Consider the following 11,613-nt stretch of genomic DNA (forward strand, 5'->3'; position numbering starts at 1 on the left):
CCTCGCCTATTTCGTGCGTGCGTAACAAGGCCGGGGTTCCGCACGAATACGCCCTTGGCGCAGCAGCGCCGTGGCACCCGTTTGAGGGACGATCTCTTTGAGGAGCATCAAATGAAAATGACATTTGTTTCGGGCGGTAGCATCGCGGCGGCGGCGGTAGCACTGGCGATTGCCGGCACGACAGTGGCGCCGAGCTCGGCTGTCGCGGCCGGCAAGGTTCATTGCCTTGGGGTAAATTCCTGTAAAGGCCACAGCGATTGCCACACCGCCAACAATGCTTGCAAGGGCCAGAATTCCTGCAAGGGCCAGGGCTTCTTGTTGGAGAAGTCCAAGCACGCCTGCCTGAAACTCGGCGGCAAGATCGGCTGAGCCGCGAAATCCAAAAGGGGGCGCCCGCGCGGTCCGCCGCCGGGCGTCCATCAAACCGGGGCCCGCGATAAACTTCGCACGATAAACATGGAGCCAGCGATGCAGAAACCCTCTCCGCTTGGTTTCGGCCTCGGGTTGCGCCCGATCTATTATCGCGAAATTTTCGAATCCAAGCCGCCCGTCGACTGGTTCGAAGTGATTTCCGAAAATTACATGGTGAAGGGCGGGCCGCCGCTCGCGGCGCTGGAACGGATTCGCGCCGATTATCCCATCGTGATGCACGGCGTCTCAATGTCGATCGCCTCAACCGCGCCGCTCGACATGGATTATCTCGCAGCGCTGAAGAACCTCGCCGACAGGTTCCAGCCGGAATATGTCTCCGACCACCTCTGCTGGACCGGTGTCCACGGCCTCAACCTGCACGATCTGCTGCCCATCCCCTATACGCAGGAAGCGCTGGACCATGTCGTCCGCCGCATCGCCCAGGTGCAGGATTTTCTCGGCCGCCGCATCGCGATCGAAAATGTTTCGAGCTATGTGACCTTTGCCGAATCGGAAATGGACGAATGGACCTTCGTTCGCGAGCTTGCGCGCCGCGCCGACTGCTGGCTGCTGCTCGACGTCAATAATGTCTTCGTCTCTGGATACAACCACGATTTCGACCCGCATGAATTCCTGAGCTCAATCGATGTCGATCGCGTCGTGCAATTCCATCTCGCCGGCCACGAGGATCAGGGCACGCACAAGATCGACACACATGACGAGCCGGTCAGCGAAGAGGTCTGGACGCTGTTTGCCGAAGCCTGGCGGCGCTTCGGCCCCGTCTCGACCATGATCGAGCGCGACGACAAGTTTCCGCCCTTCGCCGAATTGCTTGCCGAACTGCAACGCGCCCGCGAGATCGCCGCGACCGTCTCCAGGATCGGGGCGGCGGCATGAGTCTCGCGACGCTGCAGGCCAAATTTCAAGCCGCTATTCTCGGCCTCGATGCGGATCGGAACATTCTGGCGGACATCAACGCTTCGCGGCGGCTTGAACCGGCGATGCGTTTCCACGTCTACGCGCGCGCCTACCGCCTGAGGCTCGCGGGCCTTCTGGCCGAAGACTTCAAAGTGCTCAACAACGCCCTTGGCAACGATGGCTTTCACGCGCTGGCGGAGGCCTATATCGACGCGACGCCCTCGCATCACCGCAATGCGCGCTGGTATGCGCGCGATCTGCCGGATTTCATGCAGGCGACCGCCCCCTGGAACGAAAGCCGGGGCCTCATCGACATCGCCCGTCTGGAGCGGGCGCTGGCCGACGCTTTCGATGCGACGGACGCCGCGGCCTGCCCGGTCGCCGCGCTCGCGGCACTGGCGCGCGAGGACTGGCCGCAAGTGCGTTTCGCCCTTCACGCGAGCGCGCGCGTGCTGACCTTGACGAAAGGGATCGCCGCGGCCTTTGAAGCTGCGGCGGCCGAAACGCCCTGCCCCGAGCCGGATGAGACACAGGACGAATTCCTGCTCGTCTGGCGCAATGGGGATGCACAGGTCGTCTACCGGGAGTTGACTGCGGCCGAGGCATTAGCCTTGCGCGAGGCTCTCGCCGGCAAAAGCTTCGGCGACATATGCGCGCTTCTTCAATTTCGCGACGAGGCTGATGCGGACGCGGTCGCCGCACGCGCCGGCAGCTATCTCGCGCAATGGTTCGCGGATGGCCTCATCATCGAGGTGCGCAATCCGCCCGGCACGCTCTAAGGCGCGATCGCGGCGCGCGCCGCGGCCAGCGCCGCCTCGCATGCCTTGACGTCGCCGTTGTGGTCGGCCACGCGGGCGTGTTTCAGTTCTCTGAGCGCGCGCTTGACACCGGCATAGCCGCGCTGGCGTTTTTCCGCGGCGGCGATCGAGGCCGGCGTCGGCTGATGATGCAGCAGCGCCGCCCGCGACTCGCGATCTCCGGGACTCGCCGCGGCGATCGCGTCGATTCGCGCATCGACCTGCCTCTGAACCTTATCGATCTGCGGGCTGCAGGAAGACGCCTGCGCGCCCGATGCCGACAGGAGCGCACATATGAGCAAAGACATCCGCCGTTTCATTACTTCGCTCCAGGATCATGGCCGCTGCGTCGCCGCCGTGAATTTAGGCTAAAATGGCGGTCGTGCGAAAGATAGAACCGAGCCCGCCCATAAAAGTGCAGAAAGCCATGCTGCCATGCCTTTCGTCGTAACCCTCGTCTCGGGCGCAACGACGCTCGACGAGGACATTTTGCGCCGCGCGGCGGGAGCATTGCCCGGGGCGCAAAAAACAATCTGGCTCGATGAGGGCACCGCTGCGGATATTTTCTTCGACGGGCAGATGACGCCGACGGCTGGTGGGAGCGTACGCGCGGCACTGGGCGACGCACCTGTCGATGTTTTCGTTCAGCCCGGCGCGGGCCGCCGCAAAAGACTGCTCGCGGCGGACATGGATTCAACGATCATCGGCCAGGAATGTATCGATGAGCTGGCCGATTTCGTCGGGCTGAGGAAGCATGTGACCGCAATCACCGAGCGGGCGATGCGCGGCGAAATCGCGTTCGAGCCGGCGCTGCGCGAGCGCGTCGCGCTGCTCGAAAATCTGCCGGTTGATGCCGTCGGCAGGATCATCGCGGAGCGCATCACTCTTGTCCCCGGCGCAAGAACGCTCGTGCAGACCATGCGCGCGCACGGCGCCCATACTATTCTTCTCTCAGGCGGCTTTACTTTGTTCACGCAGGAGGTCGCGGCGATGGCCGGCTTCGACGCGCATATCGGCAATAGACTCGCGATCGCCGGAGGCAAGTTGACCGGCCGCGTCGAGGAACCGGTTTTGGGCCAGACGGCCAAGCGTGAGGCGCTTCTGGGTCTTTGCGAACGACACGGCATTCCAGTCAGCGACACGCTCGCGGTCGGCGACGGCGCCAATGATCTCGAGATGCTGGCGCAGGCCGGCCTCGGTGTCGCCTTCCGCGCCAAGCCCGCGGTGGCCGCGGCGGCACACGCTCGCGTCGATCATTCCGATCTCACCGCATTGCTTTATGCGCAGGGCTATAGTCGCGACGAACTCCGCGATAGCCAGCCAGATGGCTGAGAGCGTGTGGGGCGACGAGCGGCTAAGTCATTGAATTAATGGCGGGAGAGACGGGGCTCGAACCCGCGACCTCCGGCGTGACAGGCCGGCGCTCTAACCAGCTGAGCTACTCCCCCGTGGATTGCCGTACCCGACGGAGACATGCCGGATAAGGGAGGCGCCCCGGCAAGTCAAGCATGAAGGCCCTGCGGGCTCAAAACTGCGACGACCCCAGCCGATAGCGCGCGATTTCCTTGCGCGTGAGAATATGAATCCGGTCGGAGGAAATATGTTCGGCCCTGTAGATGAGCTCAGGGCTCACCCCCATCATGCCGGTGTAATGGGAAAGAGCGGCGCGCATCGTTCCGTTGTCGTAAAGCCGGTAGTGCTCGGCGTCGCCGCGCGCATCGACGCTGTCGACATAGGCGAACATGCGATGGATACCGACAAGGCTCTCAGGCGGGATGACACGCTTCTTGGCGCCGATCAGCGCATAGACGCAGGCCGAGAGGCAGCGCGCACCGACGAAGGAACTCACGCCGCGCCGGCCGTCGGGATCGACCCGCGCGACGATCGCCGCGGCGCCGAGGTGGCGGAATTCGCGGCCAAGCTGCATCGAAGCCGCGACCTTGCCGCCGGGCGAATCGAGAAAGACGACGGCATGGAGACTCGCCTGATTGACGTTCTCCTGCACGAACTCGAGGAACTGCTCGGGCGTCTCGTCGGTGATCTCGCCTTCCGCGGCGATGACCGCCGGGCAATAGCGTCCGCATCGGCCGGAATCGCTGACCGAGACGATCTGGAAAGTCATGGGATCGGCGTGTGCCGCGCGCGGGACGAAGCCCCAGCCGGCGCAGAGCAAAAGGACAGCGCAGATCCGATGAATGACCTTCGTGTCCAGCAAATCAGCGAAAACGTCCCAGCCAGTACGTTGCTTCATGACCTGCCCCAGCGCCTTCGGGATCGCGGCGCATCCGACCACAGCAGGATAACGTTTCGCGCGCATGACGCAATCGGCGGATGGGCGCAGGATTAACAAGAGCGCGCGGGGCGCGCGTAAGGTCTGGTGGGCGGTGACGGTCTCGAACCGCCGACATTCTGCGTGTAAAGCAGACGCTCTACCAACTGAGCTAACCGCCCATCCGGCGCCGGTCTAACATACTCCGCCCGGAAATCTAGCGCGCTTTGAGGCTCGATGGAATCATCCGGCCGACAGGGAAGTCCCGCCAATTCATCAGCTTGGCGCTAAGCGACACAAAAAACGGGCCCGGAAAATTCCGGGCCCGGCCTTGTTAGGAATACCAGCAATTTAGTGGGCGATGAGACCGGAAGCCTCGTCCTCGCCAGCAACGGCCGGCGATTTGATGGCCTTGACGTCCTCTTCCCAGATGATCGGCACTGGCTGACGAACCAGCGCGTGCCGCAGCACTTCGTCCATGCGCGAAACCGGCACGATCTCAAGATTGTTCTTCACCGCGTCCGGAATCTCCGCCAGATCCTTGGCGTTCTCCTCCGGGATGAGAACCTTCTTCATACCGCCGCGCAGGGCCGCCAGCAGCTTCTCCTTCAAGCCGCCGATCGGCAGGACACGGCCGCGCAGCGTGATCTCGCCTGTCATGGCGATGTCGCGGCGCACGGGAATGCCGGTCAGGGTCGAGACGATGGCGGTCGCCATCGCCACGCCCGCCGAGGGGCCATCTTTGGGCGTCGCGCCTTCCGGCACGTGCACATGGATGTCGCGGCGGTCGAACAGCGGCGGCTCGATGCCGAAATCAACCGCCCGCGAGCGGACATAAGACGCCGCCGCCGAGATCGATTCCTTCATCACCTCTTTCAGATTGCCGGTCACGGTCATGCGACCCCTGCCCGGCATCATCACGCCTTCGATCGTCAACAGCTCGCCGCCGACTTCCGTCCAGGCGAGACCCGTCACGACACCGACCTGATCCTCTGCTTCGACCTCGCCATAACGATAGCGCGGCACGCCGAGGAAGTCGTCGATGTTCGCGTCGGTGACGCTCACCGCCAGAGTCTTGCCGGTGACGATCTGCTTCACCGCCTTGCGCGCGACGTTGGAAATCTCGCGCTCGAGGTTGCGGACGCCCGCTTCCCGTGTATAGCGGCGGACGATCGACACGAGCGCGCTACGCGCGATCTCGCACTCGACAGGCGCCAGACCGTGCTTCTTCAACGCCGCCGGGATCAGGTGACGCTGCGCGATCTCGATCTTCTCATCCTCCGTATAACCGGCGATGCGGATGATCTCCATGCGGTCCATGAGCGGCGGCGGGATGTTGAGCGTGTTCGCCGTCGTCACGAACATCACGTTCGAGAGGTCGTAATCGACTTCGAGGTAATGGTCGTTGAACGAAGCGTTCTGCTCAGGGTCCAGCACCTCCAGCAGCGCCGAGGACGGATCGCCGCGGAAATCCATGCCCATCTTGTCGATCTCATCGAGCAGGAAGAGCGGATTGGAGGTCTTGGCCTTGCGCATCGACTGGATGATCTTGCCGGGCATCGAGCCGATATAGGTGCGCCGATGGCCGCGGATCTCCGCCTCGTCGCGCACACCGCCGAGCGACATGCGCACGAACTCGCGCCCCGTCGCCTTGGCGATCGACTTGCCGAGCGAGGTCTTGCCAACGCCGGGCGGCCCGACAAGGCACAGGATCGGCCCGGTCAACTTGTTCGCGCGCGACTGGACGGCGAGATATTCGACGATGCGTTCCTTGACCTTATCGAGGCCAAAGTGCTCGCTGTCGAGAATCTCTTCCGCGACGGTAAGGTCTTTCTTGACCTTGCTGCGCTTGTTCCACGGAATGGAGAGCAGCCAGTCGAGATAATTGCGCACGACGGTCGCTTCCGCCGACATCGGCGACATCTGGCGCAGCTTCTTCAATTCGGCCGTCGCCTTGTCGTGGGCCTCCTTGGAGAGACGAGTCGCCTTGATGCGCTCCTCGATCTCGGAGAGGTCGTCCTTGCCCTCCTCGTCGCCGAGCTCCTTCTGGATCGCCTTCATCTGCTCGTTGAGATAATACTCGCGCTGCGTCTTCTCCATCTGGCGCTTGACGCGCGTGCGGATGCGCTTCTCGACTTGCAAGATCGAGATTTCGCTCTCCATCAGACCAAGGCACTTCTCCAGCCGCTTGGCGACGGAGCTCGTCTCCAGCACGGCCTGCTTGTCGAGAATCTTCACCGCGAGATGCGAGGCGACGGTATCGGCGAGCTTCGAGAAGTCATCGATCTGGTTCACCGCGGCGATCACCTCCGGCGAAACTTTCTTGTTGAGCTTCACGTAGGATTCGAACTCGGCCATCACTGAACGCGCCAAAGCCTCGACCTCCACCTTGTCGGTGGACTCATCGACCATGACTTCGGCCTCCGCCTCGTAATAATCGGCGGTACGAGTGTAGCCGTGGACGCGGGCGCGCACTTGCCCCTCGACCAGCACCTTCACGGTGCCATCGGGCAGCTTCAGCAATTGCAGGACAGTGGCGAGCGTCCCGGTCTTGAAGATCGCATCGGGCGTCGGATCATCTTCCGAGGCATTGATCTGCGTCGCAAGCAAGATGAGCTTGTCGGCCTTCATCACCTCTTCGAGCGCGCGAATGGACTTTTCGCGGCCGACGAAGAGCGGCACGATCATATGCGGGAAAACGACGATATCGCGCAACGGCAGAACCGGATATGTCTCGACCTTTCCCGGCGGCAGCAGCTCGCGCTTTTTATTGGTCATCGCTTGTTCCTATCCGAACTTTCGTTCTGGTTCCGGGCCGGAGACTATCCACCGAGACTGTGAGCGATCCTGCGCCTTTTGCTGCGGCAAGTTAACTCTTTCGCTCGGCCAAACATTTATCCTGACCCACATTCAGGCATTTTTCCACCTTAAGATGGGCAGGCTGACGCGGCTTTCAAGCATTCCGCGAGCCAACCTGCTGCGATCGCCGCATCCGAGCGACGATTCATGCCGCAGCGAACGATGGGCCGGCTTGTGCCGGTGTTTCAACGTCAAGCTTGCGGCCAGCGCACAGGCCGCCGCTTGGCGCAAACCCGACAAACGCCGGCGCGGACGCGCTTCGCCAACAGGGCTCTTGAAGACTGAAAAAAGGGAAGCCGCGGCGGGACGAAGGTCTCGCCGCGAGATTCGCATGGCTCAAGCGCTGGTCGCGCTCTTTTCCGTCCGTTCGGCGTGGATGTAGAGCGGGCGTGACTTGCCCTCGACCACATCCGGGCCGATGACGACCTGCTCGACGCTGTCGAGGCCGGGCAGATCGAACATCGTATCGAGCAGGATCGACTCCATGATCGAGCGCAGGCCGCGCGCGCCGGTCTTGCGTTCAATCGCCTTCTTGGCGACGACATTCAGCGCCTCGTCCTGGAAGGTGAGCTCGGTGTTCTCCATCTCGAACAGGCGCTGATACTGCTTGACGAGCGCATTTTTCGGCTCAACCAGGATGCGCTTCAGCGCGTCCTCGTCGAGATCCTCAAGCGTCGCCAGAACCGGCAGACGGCCGACGAACTCGGGGATGAGACCGAACCTCAACAGATCCTCCGGCTCGACCCGGCGCAGGACATCGCCCGTGCGGCGCTCGTCCGGCGATTGAACCGTGGCGCCGAAGCCGATCGAGGTCTGAGTCCCGCGCGCCGAGATGATCTTCTCAAGCCCGGCGAAAGCGCCGCCGCAGATGAACAGGATGTTCGTCGTGTCGACCTGCAGGAACTCCTGTTGCGGGTGCTTGCGGCCGCCCTGCGGCGGCACGGAAGCCACCGTGCCTTCCATGATCTTCAACAGCGCCTGCTGCACGCCCTCGCCCGAAACGTCACGGGTGATCGAGGGATTGTCGGATTTGCGCGAAATCTTGTCGATCTCATCGATGTAGACAATGCCGCGCTGCGCCCGCTCGACATTGTAGTCGGAGGCCTGGAGCAGTTTCAGGATGATGTTCTCGACGTCCTCGCCGACATAGCCGGCCTCGGTCAGCGTCGTCGCATCGGCCATGGTGAAGGGCACATCGAGAATGCGCGCCAGCGTCTGGGCGAGCAGCGTCTTGCCGGAACCCGTGGGGCCGATCAGAAGGATGTTCGACTTCGCCAGCTCGACATCGTTGTGCTTCGTGGCGTGATTCAGCCGCTTGTAATGATTGTGGACGGCGACCGAGAGCACGCGCTTGGCCTGGAACTGGCCGATCACGTAATCATCCAGAACCTTGCAGATTTCGCGCGGCGTCGGGATTCCGTCGCGGCTCTTCACCAGCGCGGATTTGTTCTCCTCGCGGATAATATCCATGCACAATTCGACGCATTCATCGCAGATGAATACCGTCGGACCTGCGATCAGCTTGCGAACCTCGTGTTGGCTCTTACCGCAAAACGAGCAGTAGAGCGTGTTCTTCGAGTCGCTGCCGCCGACCTTCGTCATGGCCTATCTCCTTATGGGTCTGGCGAGCCGGACCCTGTTTTCTTGCGCCAGGCAGAAGCTCGAAACGAGCCGCTTACCTGTCTCTTTCCAATCCCCCCGCCCCGCCATTTGCGTCGTTTTGGTAAACGCAAGTGCATCATGCCGAAGCGCCGGGATCAAGCCCCGAGCCAATTTGGCGAGTCAACCGCGCCCTTTATGCCACAGAGACGCGCCAACCTGACTTCATAGTGTCGTGGATTTGCGTTTATTCAGTTAAACTTGGGGCGTCCCTGCCCATCCCGGCTCAAACAGCAATCTATGTGCCATAAGCCGGGCCGCAAGGGCCGTGGGAGAAGGCAGACACCGGACTGTTGCCCGCCGGTGCGCCTCCTTGATTCGCGGATAGAGCCAGAGACGGCCCGCAGAGCAGCGCTTAAGCCGCTGCCGCCGCCTTGCCCGCAGGCGTTTCGTCCGGGCGTTTTTCGATCACCTGATCGACGATGCCGAAGGCTTTCGCCTCATCGCCCGACATGAAATGGTCGCGGTCCAGCGTCCCTTCGATGGTGTCGTAATCGCGGCCGGTGTGGCGGACGTAGATTTCGTTCAGCCGGCGCTTGACCTTCATGATGTCCTCGGCATGGCGGAGGATGTCCGAAGCCTGGCCCTGGAAGCCGCCTGAGGGCTGATGCACCATGATGCGGGCGTTCGGCAGCGCATAGCGCATCCCCGCCTCGCCGCCGGCCAGCAACAGTGAGCCCATCGAGGCCGCCTGGCCGATACAGAGGGTCGAAACCTTCGGCCGGATGAATTGCATCGTATCGTAGATAGCAAGGCCGGAGGTCACGACGCCGCCCGGCGAGTTGATGTACATCGAGATTTCTTTTTTCGGGTTTTCCGCCTCGAGGAACAGCAATTGGGCAACAATGACCGAAGCCATGTGGTCTTCGACCGGGCCGGTCAGGAAGATGATCCGTTCGCGCAGCAGGCGCGAATAGATGTCAAACCCGCGCTCGCCGCGGCTGGTGTTCTCGATAACCTGCGGAATCAGGTAGTTGTCATAAATTTCGAGCGGATCACGATCGCGCATCTTGCAACCTCATGTAGTGCCTGAATCGGCATGCCCTTGGCGAAAGATAATCGCTTCCGCCGCGTTCGCAACGGGCGAGCCTCGACCCGGATTTGGCCTCAGGCCGCCGGCCCCAGGCTCTTTTGCGCCTCTTCCTCGGCCGCCTTCTCCGCCTCTTCGACCAGCTTGACCAATTCGTCCTTGCTGACGTGGCGGTCGGCGACCTTGGACTGGCCAAGCACGTAGTCGATCACCTTCTCCTCGAAGAGAGGACCGCGGATCTCGGCGAGCCGCTCCGGGTTGCCCCGGTAGAAGTCGACGAATTGCTTTTCCATGCCGGGATATTGGCGCGCCCGCTCATAAAGCGCTTGAGCGACCTCCTCATCCGACACTTTAACGCCGGCGCTGTCGCCAATCTCGGCAAGCGCGAGGCCGAGGCGGACGCGCCGCTCGGCGATCTTGCGGTAGGTGGCGCGCTCCTGCTCCTCCGTCGTGCCCTCGTCGTCAAGGGTACGGCCAGAAGCCTTCAGCTCCGCCTCGGCCTGACGCCAGATCGCGTCGAACTCGCGCGTCACCAGCTCTTCCGGCAGGTCGAATGTATATTTCTTGTCGAGCGCGTCGAGTAACTCGCGCTTCCACTTGCGGCGCGACAATAGGCTCGCCTCGCGATCGAGCGAGGCGCGCAGCATTTCGCGCAGCTTCTCCAGGCTCTCGAAGCCGATGCCCTTGGCGAAATCGTCGTCGATGGCGAGTTCGCCCGGCGCCGCGACCGCCTTCAACGTCACCGCGAATTCGGCCGGCTTGCCGGCGAGCGAGGCTTCGCCATAGGTCTCGGGAAATGTGACATTGATGGTCCGCTCCTCGCCGGGCTTTAAGCCGACAAGCTGCTCCTCGAAGCCCGGAATGAACGAGCCCGAGCCGAGAACGAGGTCGACATCCTCGGCGCTGCCGCCCTGGAACACTTCACCGCCGACCTTGCCGACGAAATCGATCGTCACTTTGTCGCCGGTCTCGGCCACTACCTCGCCGTCCTTCGCGGTGAAGGGCCGGTTGCGCTCGGCGAGCTTCTTGACGTTGTCGTCGATCTCCGAGTCCGGGATGTCGGCCACGAGCCGCTCCACCTGAACGTCATCGAAGCTGCCGACTTCAATCTTCGGCAGAACCTCGAGGGCGACGACATAGGAAAGATCGGCCTTGGCTGCGAAAGCCTTTTCAAGCTCCGCCTCATCCTTCGCCAGATCAATCCTGGGCGCGCCGGCGAGCCGCAACGCATTGTCCTCGACAATCTTGCGGTTGGCGTCGTTGACCGCTTCCTGCATGACCTCGGCCATGATCGAGCGGCCATAGAGACGGCGCAGATGTGCGACGGGCACCTTGCCGGGGCGGAAACCCTTGATTTGCGCCTTGGCCCGGATCTCATTGAGCTGATTCTCGACCCGCGAGGCGAGATCGCCCGCCGGGAGCACGACCTTATATTCGCGCTTCAGCCCCTCAGAGCGTGTTTCCGTCACTTGCATCGGCATCTTTCCCTTGTCTGTTTCAGCCGGACGGCCAAATGATAAGCCACCGGCCGGCGCCGCTAAGCTTCGGACATGGCGCGAGAATTCTTGCGGCTGGTGCGGGCGGAGGGACTCGAACCCCCACGGTTTTCACCACCGGAACCTAAATCCGGCGCGTCTACCAGTTCCGCCACGCCCGCATGCGCAAAAGCG

The 11,613-nt window shown here is 62.5% G+C and carries 10 protein-coding genes and 3 tRNA genes; 4 read left to right on the forward strand and 9 right to left on the reverse strand.

From position 1 onward, the window contains the following. Window positions 1-111 precede the first annotated feature (111 nt). From bufA2 to CWB41_RS00935, 3 genes are all read left to right on the forward strand, one after another. Window positions 112-369: a BufA2 family periplasmic bufferin-type metallophore gene (gene bufA2 / locus CWB41_RS00925; protein WP_115835841.1), complete on the forward strand. Its 258-nt coding sequence runs from the start codon at window positions 112-114 to the stop codon at window positions 367-369. 99 nt (window positions 370-468) lie between these two features. After that, entirely contained in the window at window positions 469-1,308 is an 840-nt protein-coding gene (gene bufB / locus CWB41_RS00930; protein WP_115836354.1) for an MNIO family bufferin maturase, read from the forward strand. Then, window positions 1,305-2,108 (forward strand): HvfC/BufC N-terminal domain-containing protein, encoded by an 804-nt coding sequence (locus CWB41_RS00935; protein WP_115835840.1) that lies wholly within the window; start codon window positions 1,305-1,307, stop codon window positions 2,106-2,108. Before bufB ends, CWB41_RS00935 begins: the two co-directional genes overlap by 4 nt. Here CWB41_RS00935 and CWB41_RS00940 read toward each other — a convergent pair. Beyond that, window positions 2,105-2,434: a hypothetical protein gene (locus tag CWB41_RS00940; RefSeq protein ID WP_245411198.1), complete on the reverse strand. Its 330-nt coding sequence runs from the start codon at window positions 2,432-2,434 to the stop codon at window positions 2,105-2,107. The genes CWB41_RS00935 and CWB41_RS00940 overlap by 4 nt on opposite strands. A gap of 127 nt (window positions 2,435-2,561) precedes the next feature. Between CWB41_RS00940 and serB the strand changes: the two genes are divergently transcribed. Next, window positions 2,562-3,458 carry a phosphoserine phosphatase SerB gene (gene serB / locus CWB41_RS00945; protein ID WP_115835838.1) on the forward strand — a complete coding sequence of 299 codons (897 nt, stop codon included), beginning with the start codon at window positions 2,562-2,564 and terminating at the stop codon, window positions 3,456-3,458. Window positions 3,459-3,497: 39 nt separating this feature from the next. Here serB and CWB41_RS00950 read toward each other — a convergent pair. From CWB41_RS00950 to CWB41_RS00985, 8 genes are all read right to left on the reverse strand, one after another. Continuing rightward, a tRNA-Asp gene (locus CWB41_RS00950) sits at window positions 3,498-3,574 on the reverse strand. A gap of 77 nt (window positions 3,575-3,651) precedes the next feature. After that, a complete protein-coding gene (locus CWB41_RS00955; protein ID WP_129396365.1) occupies window positions 3,652-4,377 on the reverse strand; it encodes a COG3904 family protein in 726 nt (241 codons plus the stop codon). A 124-nt stretch (window positions 4,378-4,501) separates the two neighbouring features. Continuing rightward, a tRNA-Val gene (locus CWB41_RS00960) sits at window positions 4,502-4,577 on the reverse strand. 169 nt (window positions 4,578-4,746) lie between these two features. Further along, a complete protein-coding gene (lon, locus tag CWB41_RS00965; RefSeq protein WP_115835836.1) occupies window positions 4,747-7,173 on the reverse strand; it encodes an endopeptidase La in 2,427 nt (808 codons plus the stop codon). A gap of 417 nt (window positions 7,174-7,590) precedes the next feature. Continuing rightward, window positions 7,591-8,856, reverse strand: a complete 1,266-nt coding sequence (clpX, locus tag CWB41_RS00970) for an ATP-dependent Clp protease ATP-binding subunit ClpX (protein ID WP_115835835.1) — start codon at window positions 8,854-8,856, stop codon at window positions 7,591-7,593. Between the two features lie 412 nt (window positions 8,857-9,268). After that, window positions 9,269-9,922, reverse strand: coding sequence for an ATP-dependent Clp protease proteolytic subunit (locus CWB41_RS00975; RefSeq protein WP_115835834.1), 654 nt, complete (start codon window positions 9,920-9,922; stop codon window positions 9,269-9,271). A gap of 98 nt (window positions 9,923-10,020) precedes the next feature. After that, on the reverse strand, window positions 10,021-11,418 hold the full coding sequence (gene tig, locus CWB41_RS00980) for a trigger factor (RefSeq protein ID WP_115836353.1): 1,398 nt from the start codon (window positions 11,416-11,418) through the stop codon (window positions 10,021-10,023). A gap of 97 nt (window positions 11,419-11,515) precedes the next feature. After that, a tRNA-Leu gene (locus tag CWB41_RS00985) sits at window positions 11,516-11,600 on the reverse strand. Window positions 11,601-11,613: the final 13 nt, after the last annotated feature.

The organism is Methylovirgula ligni, from assembly GCF_004135935.1.
Lineage (GTDB): Bacteria > Pseudomonadota > Alphaproteobacteria > Rhizobiales > Beijerinckiaceae > Methylovirgula > Methylovirgula ligni.

Bases quoted from the DNA above. Each gene is read 5' to 3' on its own strand.
- bufA2 (WP_115835841.1), top strand. From the start codon at position 112: ATGAAAATGACATTTGTTTCGGGCGGTAGCATCGCGGCGGCGGCGGTA.
- bufB (WP_115836354.1), top strand. From the start codon at position 469: ATGCAGAAACCCTCTCCGCTTGGTTTCGGCCTCGGGTTGCGCCCGATC.
- CWB41_RS00935 (WP_115835840.1), top strand. From the start codon at position 1,305: ATGAGTCTCGCGACGCTGCAGGCCAAATTTCAAGCCGCTATTCTCGGC.
- CWB41_RS00940 (WP_245411198.1), bottom strand. From the start codon at position 2,434: ATGTCTTTGCTCATATGTGCGCTCCTGTCGGCATCGGGCGCGCAGGCG.
- serB (WP_115835838.1), top strand. From the start codon at position 2,562: ATGCCTTTCGTCGTAACCCTCGTCTCGGGCGCAACGACGCTCGACGAG.
- CWB41_RS00955 (WP_129396365.1), bottom strand. From the start codon at position 4,377: ATGAAGCAACGTACTGGCTGGGACGTTTTCGCTGATTTGCTGGACACG.
- lon (WP_115835836.1), bottom strand. From the start codon at position 7,173: ATGACCAATAAAAAGCGCGAGCTGCTGCCGCCGGGAAAGGTCGAGACA.
- clpX (WP_115835835.1), bottom strand. From the start codon at position 8,856: ATGACGAAGGTCGGCGGCAGCGACTCGAAGAACACGCTCTACTGCTCG.
- CWB41_RS00975 (WP_115835834.1), bottom strand. From the start codon at position 9,922: ATGCGCGATCGTGATCCGCTCGAAATTTATGACAACTACCTGATTCCG.
- tig (WP_115836353.1), bottom strand. From the start codon at position 11,418: ATGCAAGTGACGGAAACACGCTCTGAGGGGCTGAAGCGCGAATATAAG.